We start from the raw sequence: 15,936 nt of genomic DNA, 5'->3' as shown, positions 1-15,936 counted from the left end.
CCCGGGCCTATTCGGACTGCCAGAGGTTGTTTTCCCCGTCCACGTCGGCCATCAGGCCCGAGGGATCGATCAGGACGGCCTGTACCTGCTCTTTGGGCACGTCAAGCTCCAGGGTATACACCGGTTGGGCCCAGGGCCAGTCGGTCCGGATTTCCCAGGCCATCCCGGGGTAAGGGTTTTCCTTGGCCCCCCGCATCATCCGAAGGGGCAGGTGGTACACCTTGCTGCTTTCATCTTTCAGGACCACCAGGAGGTCTATGGGCATCGGCATGAGGCCTTTGCGCTCCAGGGTCACGCGGGTGCGGCCGCCATCGCTTTCCACAGCGCTCACGGCATAGTCGATGGTATTGGTGGTCTGCGTCCAGTCGGTCAGGTACCAGCCCAGCTGCAGGCCCGACACTTTCTCTGCCGTGCGGATAATATCATTGGGCGTGGGGTGGCGGAACTTGAAGTCGTTGTAATAGCGACGGATGGTTTCCATCAGCTTGTCCTGCCCGATCACGTAACCCAGCTGGGAGAGGAAAACCTCCCCCTTGCTGTAGGCAGAGATCCCGTATCCGCGGTTGAAGCTGTAGCGGTCGGCGTGGGTGCTCAGCGGCTGCTCCCGCCCCGATTGCGCCAGGGCGTAATACCCCCGGTAGGATCCCTCGAAAGGGTTTTCGCGCTGCTGGTCCATGATGGCATTCATGCAAAGGGACGAGATGAAGGAGGTGAACCCTTCATCCATCCATTCGTGTTTCAATTCATTGGTGGCCAGCACCTGCTGGAACCAGGAGTGCGCCAATTCGTGCACCATCACCCCCACCAGGCTTTCAAAACTGCGTTCCCCCGTGATCAGGGTGCTCATCGCATATTCCATGCCCCCGTCGCCCCCCTGTACCACAGAGTACTGCTCATACGGGTAGGGCCCGATGTTCCGGCTGAAAAAAGCCATGGCCTCTGCTGTTTTGGGCTGGAGGTTTTTCCAGTTTTCCCGCAGTTCGGGTTTGTTTTTATAAAAGAAATGCAGCACCGGGCCATTGTCCATGCGGAGGGTGTCGTGTACGTACTCCGGGTCGGCCGCCCACATGAAATCATGTACCCGGGGGGCCTTGAAGTGCCAGGTCAGGGTTTTCCCTTTCGGGGCCTTCACTTTTGTGCCCGGGGCCTGGTACCCGTGCCCGATTTCCTCCGGGTTTTGCAGGTAACCGGTGCCCCCGACCACGTAGTCTTTGTCGAGGGTCAGCTTTACGTCAAAGTCGCCCCACACCCCGTGGAATTCCCGGGCGATGTACGGGTCGGCATGCCACCCCTCAAAATCGTATTCGGCCATTTTCGGGTACCACTGGCTCATGGACAGGGCCACCCCTTCGCTGCTGTTGCGGCCGGAACGGCGGATCTGCAGGGGCACCTGCCCCTCAAAAACCATCTCGAAGGTGGTTTTGTCGCCCGGGAGCAGGGGCTTGGCCAGGTCGACCACCAGCACGGTCCCTTCCAGTTCATGCGACACGGGAAGCCCGTCCCGGGTCAGGGAGGTCGCCCTCAGGTAGCCGATTTCGTCGGGCTGCAGGGCTGCAATGCGGCTGCTGCCGTTTTCCGTCATCCGCCCGTCCGGGTCTTCCACGGCCTGCAGGCGGAGGTCCATTTCGCTCCCGGGCTGGAAGGCATTGAAATACATGTGGTAGAACACCCGCCCCAGCGTGTCGGGCGAATTGTTGGTATACACCAGTTTCTGCGTGCCCTGGTACCTGAAGGTCTTCACGTCCATGGAGACCTCCATGGTGTAGTCGACCTGTTGCTGCCAGTAGGCGTGGTTGCCCTGTGCACAGAGCAGTGAAGTGCCGGCCAGGAAAAGGAAAACAAACTTTGTCATCAGGTCATCAAAGGGTTACAGTGCGACTTTGCCATTGGCCACCTTGTCGGCCAAAATCAGGGCGTTATAGGCGTTGGCGATTTTGCCCGAGCGGGAAATACTGCTGAAGGGCTTGGAGTTGTCTTCATCGCCCGCCACGATAACGGGGGACTTCACCGGCAGGCCCGACTGCATGATGATCTTCTTCACCTGCGCGGCCGTCAGTTGCGGGAACCGGGAGAGGATCAGGGCTGCGATGCCGCTGACCGCAGGCGCCGCCATGGAGGTACCGCCCTGGAATTCGTATTCACCGCCCGGCATGGTGGAATAAATCCCTCCGCCCGGTGCAAAAACATCCACGTTAGAGGCCCCGTAATTCGAGAAGGAAGAAACCATTTCGGACCCGTAGGTCTGGTCGAGCGAACCTACGGTGATCACATTATCGGCGATTTCAGGGCCTGTGGCCACCTGGTCGTTGGGGAAATTGGCATTTTCCGGGTCGTCCAGGTCCAGCCCGTCATTCCCGGCGGCATGCACAAAGAGGACATTTTTGGAGGCCGCATACTTAAGGGCTTCGAAGACCCATTCCGAATTGGGCGAAAAGGACTTCCCAAAACTGGCGTTGATGACCCGCGCCCCGTTGTCTACCGCGTACCGGATCCCCAGGGCCACATCCTTGTCGTATTCATCGCCATCGGGCACCATGCGCACACTCATCAGTTGTACATAATCGGCCACCCCGTCCACGCCAAGGCCATTGCCCCGCTCTGCGGCGATGATCCCGGCCACGTGGGTGCCGTGCGACTCATCCTCGGCCCGGTTCATCGGGTTTCCGTTGCCATAGCCCCGGTCGTTGAGGTCATAGGGGTCGTCGCCCACCGCTTCGCGTCCATTGAAGTCCACGTTGAGGTGGTAGTTGAGCTGCTTGGTGAAATAGTCCACCCCGCCTTCGAGTTGTTCCATAACCCCCCCGATGCTGTCTTCGAAGTTGTACATCTGCTGCAACACCCCCAGCTGCTGTTGCAGGGTGGCGTCGGAGGTCTCAATAGCCATCACCTCTTCCTTGGTGTAGGAATCCTTGCCCAGGTGTTCCTTTACGGCCGCATCGGCCCCCTGTACCACTTGCAGGATTTGCTCGTACCGCTGTTTGTTCGCGCCGGCTTCCGGCAGTTCCTTTTCAAGCTCGGCTTTGGCTTTGGCCTGCAATGCGGCATCGCCCCGGCCCAGGCGCAGGATGCGGGCAAATTCAAGCTGCTCATAGAGGCTTTCACCCAAAAAGTTATACCCGTGGACGTCATCGGTATACCCGTTGCCATCATCGTCCTTGCCATTGCCAGGCACTTCTTTGGCGTTTACCCACAGCACCCCGTCGAGGTCTTCGTGGGTGAGGTCGATCCCGGAATCCAGGACCGCGACCACCACTTTTTCCCTGGGCTTGAGGTTGGGCAGCAATTCGGCGTAGGCGCGGTCGACGCTCATGCCAGGGATGGTATCGCGGAGCAGGTCGGCGTGTCCCCAACGCTTTTTCTGGGCGTCATCGAGGTCGCTGATTTTCAGCGGCACGGAATCGATGTTCTCCAGGGGCGTGCTCACCAGGGAGGTGGACCCGCAGGCGGAAAGCAACAGGGCAGACAAAAGGATAAAGGCCAGGGGCCTTAGCGACAGGAAGGCAGGTTTTTTCATGGATCAGAAATAGATTTCCGGTAAAAATAACACGCTTCGCGGAAATACGTCTTAAAAGTCACCTAAAGTTGGCTTTTCCTTCCCCGGGGGAACTGGAGACAGCCCCTCAGAACAGCTCCCGGAAACGGAATGCTTCCTTCAGGCGGGCGCCTTTTTCCGTGTCGGCCAGGGTACAGCATTCGTTGTGGGCGTCGTGCTGCAGCATCAGGACATATTCGCCTGCCACGGCGTCGTCGAGGAATTTGGCCTTTTCTTCCAGGGTCAGCAGGGGGCGGGTGTCGTACCCCATCACATAGGGCAGGGGGATATGCCCCACCGTGGGCAGCAGGTCGGCCATAAACACCACTGTGCGCCCCTTGTAGGAAATGTGCGGGATCATCTGCTTGTCGGTGTGGCCGTCCACATACAGGATGCCGAAGCCCAGGGGGGTATACGGCTGGAAGGTTTCCCCCTGCCGGGGCACGAACCGGAGTTGGCCGCTTTCCTGCATGGGGAGGATGTTTTCCTTCAAAAAGGAGGCCTTTTCCCGGGCATTGGGCCGGGTGGCCCAGGCCCAGTGGTCTTCGTTGGTCCAGAACAACGCGTTTTTAAAGGCGGGTTCGTAGCCGGTGCGGTCGCGGTTCCACTGTATGCTGCCCCCGCAGTGGTCGAAATGCAGGTGGGTCAGGAACACGTCGGTGACGTCGTCGCGGTGGAAGCCTGCCTTGGCCAGGGAGGCGTCGAGGGAGTGGGGCCCCCAGCGGTAATAGTACCCGAAAAACTTGTCGGATTGCTTGTTGCCCAGGCCCGTATCGATGAGGATCAGGCGGTCGCCCGATTCGACCAGCAGGCAGCGGGCGGCAATATCGATCATGTTGTTATCATCGGCCGGGTTGGTGCGGGACCAGAGGGTTTTGGGCACCACGCCAAACATGGCCCCCCCGTCTAATTTAAAATTCCCCGTTTCTATCGGATACAGTTCCATACCATCGTTTCCTGCCCCGAAAGTACGAATTGCTTTCCGGAACGAAAACCCTTCACGGCGACAGGCCCGGGGACCCCCCCGCGCCCCCGGAAGCAGAAAACTTCGGCTTGGCAGGCTGCCGGATAGCCGCAAATCCCTATTTTTGGGTTTCCACCAAACGGGAGACACGGGAATGATCGAACTGGCAGGCATTGTAATTTTGGGGATTGTGGCGCAGTGGGTCGCGTGGAGGTTCAAGCTGCCGGCCATCCTGCCCCTGATCCTGATAGGGCTGTTGGTGGGGCCCATTTCCACCCTGTACACCGAAGACGGCTCCAAAGTGATCGAGCCGGTGTGGAACGGGACGAACGGCCTGTTCCCCGGGGAGGGCCTGTACGCCTTCATCTCCCTGGCCATTGCTATTATCCTTTTCGAAGGGGGGCTTACCCTGAAGCGCTCCGAGGTCTCCAACGTGGGGCCCGTAATCACCAAACTCATTACCCTTGGGGCCGCAGTCACGTTTTTCGGGGCCGGGGTGGCCGCACATTATGTCTTTGGCCTCACCTGGAAGATGTCCTTTTTGTTCAGCGCCCTGATTATCGTGACCGGGCCGACGGTGATCACCCCCATCCTCAGGAACATCCCCCTGAAAAAGGACGTTTCGGCCGTGCTCAAATGGGAGGGGATCCTGATCGACCCCATCGGGGCCCTGGTGGCGGTCCTGGTCTTTGAATTCATCAGCGTGGGGGAGGGGCAGGAATACACCACCCGGGCCCTGGTCGATTTCGGCAAGATTTTGCTCTTTGGCTTCACCTTCGGCTTCACCTTCGCCCACGGGCTGGCCTTTGCCATCAAGAAAAACTTCATCCCCCACTACCTGCTCAACGTGGTGTCCCTCTCCGTGGTGCTGCTGGTGTTTGTGGAATCGGACGTCTTTGCCCATGAATCTGGCCTGCTGGCCGTGGTGGTGATGGGCCTGGTGATGGGGAACATGGACCTGCCCAACATCAAGGAGCTGCTCTACTTCAAGGAATCGCTCAGCGTGTTGCTGATCTCCATCCTCTTTATCCTGCTGGCGGCCAACATAAACCTGGCGGACCTGCAGCTGATCTATTCCTGGGAAACGGCCCTGTTGTTTGCCATTATCGTCTTTGTGATCCGGCCCCTGGGGGTCTTCCTCAGCGCCCAGGGCTCGGGCCTGAAGACCAAAGAAAAGGTTTTCATCGGCTGGGTGGGCCCGCGGGGGATCGTGGCCGCGGGGATCGCCTCCCTTTTCGGCTCCAAGCTCCTGGCCCGGGGCGAACCCGGGGCGGAATATATCACCCCCCTGGTCTTCACCGTGGTGCTCGGCACCGTGCTGCTAAACGCCACCACCGCCCGGCAGTTCGCCCGCCTGGTGGGGGTATTCCTGGAAAAATCGGAAGGCATCCTCATTGTGGGGGCTTCCAAGGCCTCCCGCCTCATCGCCAGCTACCTGCAGCGCAACAACCGGCACGTGGTGCTGGTCGACAACAACCAGGCCAACATCGACAAAGCGAAAAAACTGGGGTTGGAAGCTTTTACGGCCAACATCTACTCCGATAACCTCACCGACAACATCGAGCTGAACGATGTGGGGTACCTGATCGCCATGACGGGCAATGCCGACATCAACAACTACGCCATCAACAAATTCAAAGAGGTGTTTGGGGAAAACGGGTCGTTCCGCATCGTGGAACCCGACGAGCTCAACGACCCGGAGAACGTCAACCTGCAGGGGCTGTTTTCCCATACCGACGATTTTGTAAAGTTCCTCGACGCGGTGCGCAAATTCCCGGCCATCCACGAAATAGGCCTCAGGGACCAGGCGCATTTTGAAGCGCTTTCGGAGCGGGCCCGCCGGGACGACGACATCATCCCCCTGTTCCTGAAGGCCCCGGACGGGCAACTCCACATCATCCCCGCCTTCCTGAAAAGCCCGGGCGAGATCGACGAGGGGTATAAGCTGGTGTATATGGGCAAGGTCCTGGATGAAGACCAGGAGGAAGAGGAAATCGTTTCCCTGGCCGAATAGGCGCAGGGGCTAATCGTTCAGCTTCAGGACGGCCATAAATGCCTGCTGCGGGATTTCCACGTTGCCCACCTGCCGCATGCGTTTCTTCCCTTTTTTCTGCTTCTCGAGCAGTTTCCGTTTCCGGCTGATGTCGCCCCCGTAGCATTTCGCAGTCACGTCCTTGCGCAGGGCCTTGATGGTTTCCCGGGAGATGATCTTGGCCCCGATGGCCGCCTGGATGGGGATATCAAACTGCTGCCTCGGGATGAGTTCCTTGAGCTTTTCGCACATCTTTTTCCCGATATGGTAGGCGTTATCGGCGTGTACCAGGGCCGAGAGGGCGTCCACCATCTGGGCGTTGAGCAGGATGTCTACCCGCACCAGTTTGGAGGGGCGCATGCCGATGGGGGAATAATCAAAAGACGCATACCCCTTGGAGACGGTTTTCAGCCGGTCGTAGAAATCGAAGACAATTTCCGCCAGGGGCATGTCGAAATTCAGCTCCACCCGGTCCTGGGTCAGGTAGGTCTGGTTGGTGATCTGCCCCCGCTTGTCGATGCACAACGACATGACGTTGCCGATAAAATCGGACTTGGTGATGACGGTGGCCTTGATGTAGGGCTCCTCCACCCGGTCGAGCGTCGTGGGGTCGGGCAGGTCGGAGGGGTTGTTGACGATAATGTGTGCCTCGGGATCCTTTTTGGTGTAGGCGTGGTAGCTCACGTTGGGCACCGTGGTGATCACGGTCATGTCGAACTCCCGTTCCAGGCGTTCCTGCACGATTTCCATGTGCAGCATGCCCAGGAAGCCGCAGCGGAAGCCAAAGCCCAGGGCGGCGCTGCTCTCCGGGGTAAACACCAGGGAGGCATCATTCAGGCGCAATTTTTCCATGGAGTTGCGCAGTTCCTCATAGTCTTCGGTGTCTACCGGGTAGATGCCCGCGAACACCATAGGCTTCACGTCTTCAAACCCGGAGATGGCCTCGGTGGTGGGTTTCTCGGCGGAGGTAATGGTGTCGCCCACCTTGATTTCCCGGGCGTCCTTGACCCCGGTGATCAGGTAGCCCACATCGCCGGCGGCGATGCTGGTTTTGGGGACCTGGTGGAGTTTCAGGGTGCCGATTTCGTCGGCGTCGTACACCTTGCCGGTGGCCATGAATTTTACCCGCTGCCCTTTGCGGATCACCCCGTTCATCACCCGGAAATAGGTTTCCACCCCCCGGAACGGGTTGTAGACGGAGTCGAAGACGAGGGCCTGCAGGGGGGCTTCAGGGTCGCCCTTGGGGGCCGGGATGCGCTCGATGACCGCCTTCAGGATGTCTTCGATGCCCAGGCCTGTCTTGGCGCTGGCGGGGATGACTTCCTCGGGGCGGCAGCCCAGCAGGTCCACGATGTCGTCGGTGACTTCCTCGGGGTTGGCGCTGGGCAGGTCGACCTTGTTGAGCACCGGGATGATCTCCAGGTCGTTTTCCAGGGCCAGGTAGAGGTTGGAAATGGTCTGCGCCTGGATGCTCTGGGCGGCGTCCACCACCAGCAGGGCCCCTTCGCAGGCCGCGATGGAGCGCGACACCTCATAGGAAAAATCGACGTGCCCGGGTGTGTCGATCAGGTTCAGGATATAGGTTTCCCCCTGGTAGGGGTACTCCATCTGGATGGCGTGGCTCTTGATGGTGATGCCCCGCTCGCGCTCCAGGTCCATGTTATCGAGCAGCTGGTCCTGCTTCTCCCGTTCGGTGACCGAGCCTGTGGCGTCGAGCAACCTATCGGCCAGGGTGCTTTTCCCGTGGTCGATATGGGCGATGATGCAGAAATTTCGGATGTTTTTCATAGCCGTAAGCAGGAGGCAAAGATAGCGTAATTCCGGCTCAGTCCTGCCACTCGGCGATAAACAAATTCGTGTCGCGGGTGCCCCCGTTGTTGCGGTTGCTGGAAAAGATCAGGTACTTGCCGTCGTTGGAAAATACCGGGAAGGCATCAAAGGTCTTCCCGTGGGTAACGCGCTCCAGCCCGGTGCCGTCGGTGCGGATCATGTAAAGGTTGAAAGGAAAGCCGCCGTCGGATTCGAAATTGCTGGAAAACAGGATCTTGTCGCCGTCGGGGTGGAAAAAGGGGCTCCAGTTGGCATTCCCCAGGTAGGTCAGCTGCCGCAGGTCGCTGCCGTCGGCATTGCAGATAAAGAGCTCCATGTTGGTGGGCTGCACCAGGCCCTGGGCGAGCAGGTCGCGGTATTCCGCAATTTCCGCTTCGGTTTTCGGGCGGGAAGCCCGGAAGATGATCTGGCTGCCATCGGGCGAAAAGAAGGCGCCCCCGTCGTACCCCAACTCGTCGGTGATCTGGGTGACCCCGCTCCCGTCGAGGTTCATGGTGTAGAGCTCCAGGTCGCCGCTGCGGTCGGAGGTAAACACGATTTTGTCGCCTTTGGGGGAGACGGTGGCTTCGGCGTCGTACCCGGGCTCATCGGTGAGCCGGGCGGTGATGTTCCCTTCCAGGTCGGCCACGAAAATGTCGAAGGTGTCGTATACCGGCCACACATACTTGCCGTTCTGGCGCAGGGGGACCTCAGGGCACTTCGGGTCTGCCAGGTGGGTTGAGGCATACAGGATGTGCTGGTTGTCGGGCAGGAAATACCCGCAGGTGGTGCGGCCCAGGCCGGTGCTCACCATGGGGGGCTGGTGGTCGATGAAGGTGTCATCGGCCCCCATCACGAACATCTGGTCGCATTCCACGCCCCAGGCGCCGGTATCGGCCTGGAAGATGATTTGCCGGTCGTCGAAGCTCCAGTAGGCCTCGGCATTGTTGCCCCCGAAGGTGACCTGCCGCAGCGATTTGAAGTGTTTTTCCCCGGGGTAGATGAGGGTATCGGAGGCATTGGCCATGGGGTTAGGGGCTTCGCTCGCCCCGGGCTGGGCGGTTTTGGGGTCGTTTTTGCAGGCGCCGGCCAGCAAGAGGGCAAAAAGAACGGGAAGGATTCTCATAGGTTATGTACTTTTGACAAAAATAGAAGCCAGTTATGAAGTACAAACTATTTTTCGCAGGAATTCTTTTCTGGGCACTCTCCTGCGGGGAGAAACCCATCCCCGAAGTGACCATGCAGGACGATGTCCGGATCCTGGCCAGCGACTCCCTCATGGGGCGGGAAACCGGGACGGAAGGGGCCGACCTGGCCGCGGCCTACCTGGAGGGACGGATGCAGGACCTGAAACTCAAACCCTTTGACGCCGACGGCGATTACCTGCAGGTATTCAGTTTCCGCCCCCGCAAAGACCCGCATTCCCAGGTGGAATTCGGGTCGGCCTCAGACAGCAGCCTCACCGGCAAGAACCTGCTGGGGTATATCGACAACGGCGGCTCCCGCACCGTCATCCTCGGGGCGCACTACGACCACCTGGGCCTGGGCGGGGACGGCTCCCTGCACGCCGGGGACCCTGCCATCCACAATGGGGCCGACGACAATGCCAGCGGGGTGGCCGTACTGCTGCAACTGGCCAAAAGGATACAGGAGTGGCCCGAGGCCCGCGACAATTACCTCATAATGCTCTTTTCCGGGGAGGAAATGGGCCTGCTCGGGTCAAATTATTTCGCCAAGAACCCGACCCTCGACCTGGAGGCCGTGCCCTATATGATCAACCTCGATATGGTGGGCCGCCTCAACGGGGAGAAAACCCTGTCCATCAGCGGTACGGGTACGACCCCGATTTGGCCCCAGCTGCTCAATTCCCTGAACCCCGGGTTTAACCTGGTGCTTCGCGAATCGGGGGTCGGGCCTTCGGACCATACCTCCTTCTATTTGCAGGACATCCCCGTGCTGCACTTCTTTACCGGCCAGCACGAAGACTACCACAAGCCCTCCGACGATGCCGAACGCCTGAATTACGAAGGGATGGAGCAGATTGCCACCTACCTCTTCGAGCTGGTCAGGGCCATGGAGGACCAGAAGGAAGTGGCCTTTCGCAAGACCAAAAACGAAAGCGAGGAAACGCCCCGCTTTACCGTGGCCATGGGGGTGATGCCCGATTATCTGTTTTCGGGCAAGGGGATGCGCATCGACGGGGTGACCGAAGGACGGCCCGCGGCTGCGGCCGGTTTGCAGAAGGGCGACGTCGTGGTACAGCTGGGCGACAGCACCATTGTGGACATGATGAGCTACATGCGCGCCCTTTCCGCCTTCAAGGCGGGCGACAGCACCACGGTGGTGGTGGCGCGGGAGGGCGACACGATTTCCACCGGCATCCGTTTTTAGGCGGCCGGCACCGGAATGGTCAGCCTGGCATGCCGATGGACGAGGATACGGGTTCCTGCAATGGGCTGTAAGAAAAATTTTATAGCTTTAGGCCAGGCCAACCAAATCGTGAAATTCAAGTACCTGCTTTTGCTGGGGTTGTTCCCCTTGGGCCTAGCCGGCCAAACCTACGAGATTTCCGGTGCCGTGAAGGATACGGACAACCAGCCCCTGCCCTATGCCAACGTTTTGCTGCTGAGGGTGGCCGACAGCGCCCAGGTCAAGGGGATTTCCTCCGATGAAGAGGGCCGCTTTGCCCTGTCCGGGGTATCGGCAGACCTGTATTACCTGCAGGCCAGCTATTTTGGCTACCGCTCCATACTGGTGCCCCTGGAAGTCCGGCAGGATGTGCGCATCGGCGCCCTGGTGCTGGAGGCCGAAAGCAACGCCCTCGACGAGGTGGTGGTTACTGGGCAGAAACCTACCGTGGAACGCAAGTCGGACCGCATCATTTTTAAGGTGGAGAACACCCTGGCCAGCGAGGGCAATACCTGGGACATCCTGCGCAATGCCCCCGGGGTGATCACCGTACAGGACAACCTGGAGATCCGCGGGCAACAGGCCACCGTTTACCTGAACGACCGCAAGGTACAGCTGGCGCCGGAAGAGGTGACCGAACTGCTCAAGGGCCTTTCGGGCGACCTGGTTTCCTCCGTGGAGGTCATCCCCATCCCGCCGGCCAGTTACGGGGCAGCGGACGGCCCGATCCTGAACATCCGCACCCGCCAGAACATCGTGCCGGGGTATAAGGGAAGCGTGAGGGCCCAGTGGGAGCAGGCCGTCTTCCCCAAGTACAGCCTGGGGACCAGCCATTACTTCAAAACCGACAAATTCGGGCTTTTTGCCAACTATACCATCAACCCCAGGAAGGAATTCAAAGATACCGAAAGCGGGGTGAACTGGATTGACGACCAGGGTTCGGTGTTTGCGACCTGGGACACGGACATTGAAAAAATCACCCGTTCCCAGGCCCAGCAGGCCAACCTGATCCTCGATTACTCCCCCACGGAAAAAGACCGGCTGAACCTGACCACCAACCTGGCGTATTCCCCGGGGAAAACAGGCGCATACGACCTGGGGACGGTGATGCGCAACGCCCAGGGGGCCGTTGACTCCACCCTGCGCACCCGCTCGGTGGTGGAAGACGACCAGGTAAACCTCTCCTTCGACCTGAATTACGAGCGCAGCCTGGGGAAGGAAGGGGCAAGCCTGAAGGCCAACGGGCATTACACCTTCAATGAACTGAGGCGGTTCCAGGATGGCAGCACGAACTATTTTGACCCGGGCGGTGCCTTCCTGCGGAACTTTTCCTTTTCCACCGACGCCTTCCAAAGCATCGACATCTTTACCGGGCAGGCCGATTACACCACCCCCCTGGGGGCGGGTACCCTGGAAACCGGGGCGCGGGCCTCGTTTATCCGCACCGACAGCCGCATCGATTACCTGGATGTGAACAACACCCAGCCCCCGTTCGATATTGCCCTTTCGGACCGTTTCCAGTACGACGAGGACGTGTATGCGGCCTATGCCAGCCTGAGCCAGCAATGGGGGGGCTGGTCGCTGAAGGCGGGCCTGCGGGCCGAACAGACCGGGGTGGAAGCCCGGTCGGTGACCCTGCAGGAGATCAACCGGCAAAGCTACCTGGAGTGGTTCCCCTCCCTGTTTGTGGAGCGGAAACTGGGGGAGGACCACAGCACCTCCTTTACCTACAGCCGCCAGCTGACCCGCCCGAACTACGCCGACCTGAACCCGTTCCGGTTCTTTTTGAACGAAAATGACTTCGACGAGGGAAACCCCAACCTGGTGCCGAATTTCAGCCATAATTTCAACCTCAACCTCACCCTCGACAACACCTTTTTCATCGACCTGTATTACCGCGACAACGGCCGGTACATCAGCACCCTCAGCTTCCAGGACAACGACAACCAGACCCTGGTGCAAATCAACCAGAACGTGCTGGAGAGCACCTCTTACGGCATCGACTTCACCGTGTCGGCCTCCCTGTTCCCCTTCTGGTACCTGTACACCTACCACTCGGTGTTCTACGAAGACGAAACTTTTTTGGCCGTGCAGAGCAACGTGGAGACCTTTACCAACAAGGTGACCGGGTATTACGGGTATGTGAGCAATTCCTTTACGCTTTCCAGAGACGGCAGCCTGACGGCGGAAACCTCCCTGTTGTATTTAAGCGGCTTTCTGGACGGGTCGTACCGGATGTCGGAAACCCTCACCTGGAACCTGGGCCTTCGCAAGACCCTGTGGGACGGCCGGGCCGTGGTGTCCCTCACGGCGGAAGACCTTCTGGGCCGGGCCAACGCCACCTACACCACCCGGTTTGACAACCAGGACAACTTCTTCTTCGCCCGACCCGAGACCCGTTTTGTGCGCCTGGGGGTTACCTGGAACCTGGGGAATTTCCGCCTGCAGAACCGGTCTTCGGACCTGGAGAAACAGGAATTACAACGAATTGAGAACGAGTAGGTTCGGCACAATTCCCTGGTAATTCGTAAATTTGCCCTTCCAAAACCGTGCCCATGCCGCAAATTGGCCCTGTAACCCTGCCGGAGTTCCCGCTGTTGCTCGCCCCCATGGAGGATGTGAGCGACCCGCCCTTCCGCACCCTTTGCAAGGAGCAGGGCGCCGACCTGATGTACACGGAGTTCATCTCCTCTGAGGGGCTGATCCGCGATGCGGCCAAAAGCACCATCAAACTCGACATCTACGAGAAGGAACGCCCCATCGGCATCCAGATTTTCGGGGCCGAGATGGATTCCATGCTGCAGGCCATCGACATCGTCACCGCCACGGGCCCCGACATTATCGACATCAATTTCGGGTGCCCGGTCAAGAAGGTGGTATGCAAGAACGCCGGGGCGGGCATCTTGCGCGACATCCCCCTGATGGTAAAGCTTACCGAAGCCATGGTCAGACGCACCCACCTGCCTGTAACGGTGAAAACCCGACTGGGGTGGGACAGCGAATCGATCCGCATCGTGGAGGTGGCGGAACGGCTCCAGGATGTAGGCATACAGGCCATTTCCATCCACGGCCGCACCCGGGTGCAGATGTACAAGGGGGAGGCCGACTGGGGGCCCATTGCAGAGGTGAAGAACAACCCCCGCATGCACATCCCCGTGTTCGGCAACGGCGACGTGGATACCCCGGAGGCGGCCATGCGCATGCGCGACCGGTACGGCCTCGACGGGGCCATGATCGGCCGGGCCTCCATCGGGTACCCCTGGTTTTTCCGGGAGGTGAAACACTACTTCAAAACCGGGGAGCACCTGCCGCCGCCCTCCATGGCCGACCGGGTGGATGCCGCCCGCAGGCACCTGCAGATGGCCATCGCCTGGAAAGGGGAAACCCTCGGGGTCCTGGAGACCCGGAGGCACTACAGCAACTACTTCAAGGGCATCCCGAACTTCAAGCCCTTCCGTGCGCGGATGGTGACCAGCGACGATGCCGCCGAGGTGTTCACCGCCTTCGAGGAGGCCCTGGAAGCCTTTTCGGACCACGTATTTGCCTGACGGTCAGGCCCCCTTCAAAAGCTTATAGGTAATGCGCGTGCTCGCGATTTTCGCGGCAATGACGCCCAGCACCAAAATGGTTGCCAGTACGATGCCCACGTTGGCCAGGCGGTATTCCACCGGGTAGGCGAGGGAAGGGGTGATTTTCAACCAGCCGAAAAACAGCTGGGAGGCAATCAGGGCCGACCCGATCAGCAGGCCGATCAGCCCGCCGGCGCTGGTGACCATCACGCCCTGGATGAAGTAAACGCGACGCAGGTCTTTCAGGGTGAGCCCCAGGGAATACAGGGTGCGGGAATTCTGCTGCTTGTCGAGGATCATCATGATGATGGCCCCCACCACGTTAAACAGGGCGATGATAAGCACCAGGGTAAAAATGAGGTAGGTGGCCAGGTTCTCGGTGTTGAGCATGCGGTAGAGGGTCTGGTTCAGCTCTTTGCGGTTTTTCAGGCCCACCCCGGGGCCCAGCACGGCCTGTACGGCCTTGCGCGCCCCCTCCTCATCGGCCCCGGGCTGCAGGCGGATGTTCAGGCCCGACACCTGGTCGTAGCCCCGCTCCAGGAGGGCCTGCACAAGGGGCAATTCGGCGAAGACATATTTTTTGTCGAGGTTTTCCTCGAGCTGGTAGACCCCGCTGAGCACCAGGGAAAGCTGGTTATAGGGTTTCTCGCCCAGCCCGCCGGCCCCCAGGCTGCCCTTGCCCGGCTTCGGGGCCAGCACCACCAGGGGGCTGCGGTAGTCCTGTATGCTCAGGCCCAGCAGGTTGGCGATGTCGATGCCGGTCACGGTCTGTTGGCCGACCAGGTCCCACTGGCCCAGGAAGAGGGTGCTGTCTATGCCCGTGACCCGGGAATAGGCGCTGTCGACCCCCTTGATCCAGGCGATGCGGCTTTTTTGCTTATGGGTCAGGTATACGCGCTCTTCCAGTTCGGCCGAAAAGGAGGCCACCTCGGGCAGGTCCATCAGGGCGCGGGAAACGGAGGGGTCGAGGGTAAAGGTCTTGCCGGTAAGGGGGGCGGCCTTCAGGTCGGGGTCGAAGGTGTTGCTGAACGACAGGCTGAAGGACTTCAGGCCCGAAAAGCCTGAGAGGACTATAAACAGGGCTGCGGAGCCGATCACGATTACGGCGAAGGTGACGGCGTTGATGATGTTTACGGCGTTCTGGCTGCTGCGCGAGCGCAAATACCTGCCGGCGATGTACAGCGGCACCTTCACCCTCAGGACTTTTTGCGGCGTTCCAGCAAGTCGGGGTTTTCGATGGGGTTCTCCCCTTCGTTGAGCGACTTTTCGATGTTTTCGATATAGTCGAGGGAGTCGTCGAGGAAGAACATCAGCTCGGGCACGCGCCGCAGCTGGTGGCGGGTGCGCTGGGCCAGTTCGTGGCGTATTTTCACCTTATCGGCCTGGATCCCCTTCAGCAGGGCAGGCCCTTCTTTGGGGGGGAAGATGCTCACGTACACCCGGGCCACGGAGAGGTCGGAGGTAACGGTAACCTTGGAGACGGAAATGATTACCCCTTTCAGCCCGCCGTCCACGGCGGCCCGCTGCAGGATTTCGGCCAGGTCCTGTTGTACCAGGCCTGCAATTTTTTTCTGTCGTTGGGTCTCCATACCGCAAAAATACAGACAAAAGTGCGTAATTT

11 protein-coding genes are annotated in these 15,936 nt (G+C 59.8%); 4 read left to right on the top strand and 7 right to left on the bottom strand.

Translation table 11 applies throughout. The features are described from left to right. Window positions 1–7 precede the first annotated feature (7 nt). The 3 genes from NG653_RS04890 to NG653_RS04880 all read right to left on the bottom strand — a co-directional run bounded on the left by NG653_RS04890 (window position 8) and on the right by NG653_RS04880 (window position 4,478). Window positions 8–1,852: a M1 family metallopeptidase gene (locus NG653_RS04890; RefSeq protein ID WP_252740559.1), complete on the bottom strand. Its 1,845-nt coding sequence runs from the start codon at window positions 1,850–1,852 to the stop codon at window positions 8–10. A 15-nt stretch (window positions 1,853–1,867) separates the two neighbouring features. Continuing rightward, a complete protein-coding gene (locus tag NG653_RS04885; RefSeq protein ID WP_252740558.1) occupies window positions 1,868–3,514 on the bottom strand; it encodes a S8 family peptidase in 1,647 nt (548 codons plus the stop codon). 106 nt (window positions 3,515–3,620) lie between these two features. After that, window positions 3,621–4,478, bottom strand: a complete 858-nt coding sequence (locus NG653_RS04880) for an MBL fold metallo-hydrolase (protein WP_252740557.1) — start codon at window positions 4,476–4,478, stop codon at window positions 3,621–3,623. Window positions 4,479–4,650: 172 nt separating this feature from the next. Here NG653_RS04880 and NG653_RS04875 point away from each other — a divergent pair, with 172 nt between their 5' ends. Next, the gene (locus NG653_RS04875) at window positions 4,651–6,510 is read left to right on the top strand and encodes a cation:proton antiporter (RefSeq protein ID WP_252740779.1); all 1,860 of its coding nucleotides are present in this window, start codon (window positions 4,651–4,653) and stop codon (window positions 6,508–6,510) included. Window positions 6,511–6,519: 9 nt separating this feature from the next. On the opposite strand, the gene lepA is transcribed toward NG653_RS04875, so the two are convergent. Then, window positions 6,520–8,316, bottom strand: coding sequence for a translation elongation factor 4 (lepA, locus tag NG653_RS04870; protein WP_252740556.1), 1,797 nt, complete (start codon window positions 8,314–8,316; stop codon window positions 6,520–6,522). A gap of 37 nt (window positions 8,317–8,353) precedes the next feature. Next, window positions 8,354–9,463 (bottom strand): TolB family protein, encoded by a 1,110-nt coding sequence (locus NG653_RS04865; protein ID WP_252740555.1) that lies wholly within the window; start codon window positions 9,461–9,463, stop codon window positions 8,354–8,356. A gap of 35 nt (window positions 9,464–9,498) precedes the next feature. Between NG653_RS04865 and NG653_RS04860 the strand changes: the two genes are divergently transcribed. The 3 genes from NG653_RS04860 to dusB all read left to right on the top strand — a co-directional run bounded on the left by NG653_RS04860 (window position 9,499) and on the right by dusB (window position 14,294). After that, window positions 9,499–10,728, top strand: a complete 1,230-nt coding sequence (locus tag NG653_RS04860; protein WP_252740554.1) for a M28 family peptidase — start codon at window positions 9,499–9,501, stop codon at window positions 10,726–10,728. Window positions 10,729–10,836: 108 nt separating this feature from the next. Beyond that, window positions 10,837–13,248 (top strand): outer membrane beta-barrel protein, encoded by a 2,412-nt coding sequence (locus tag NG653_RS04855; RefSeq protein WP_252740553.1) that lies wholly within the window; start codon window positions 10,837–10,839, stop codon window positions 13,246–13,248. A gap of 53 nt (window positions 13,249–13,301) precedes the next feature. Next, the gene (gene dusB, locus NG653_RS04850) at window positions 13,302–14,294 is read left to right on the top strand and encodes a tRNA dihydrouridine synthase DusB (RefSeq protein ID WP_252740552.1); all 993 of its coding nucleotides are present in this window, start codon (window positions 13,302–13,304) and stop codon (window positions 14,292–14,294) included. A gap of 3 nt (window positions 14,295–14,297) precedes the next feature. Here dusB and NG653_RS04845 read toward each other — a convergent pair whose 3' ends face one another. Further along, complete coding sequence (locus NG653_RS04845) at window positions 14,298–15,509, bottom strand: ABC transporter permease (protein ID WP_252740551.1); 1,212 nt, start codon at window positions 15,507–15,509, stop codon at window positions 14,298–14,300. 2 nt (window positions 15,510–15,511) lie between these two features. Further along, complete coding sequence (gene rbfA / locus NG653_RS04840; protein ID WP_252740550.1) at window positions 15,512–15,904, bottom strand: 30S ribosome-binding factor RbfA; 393 nt, start codon at window positions 15,902–15,904, stop codon at window positions 15,512–15,514. Between the last annotated feature and the right edge of the window lie 32 nt (window positions 15,905–15,936).

Source organism: Robiginitalea marina (assembly GCF_024006985.1).
Classification (GTDB): Bacteria; Bacteroidota; Bacteroidia; order Flavobacteriales; family Flavobacteriaceae; genus Robiginitalea; species Robiginitalea marina.
This window is presented reverse-complemented; position numbering and strand designations above follow the sequence as displayed.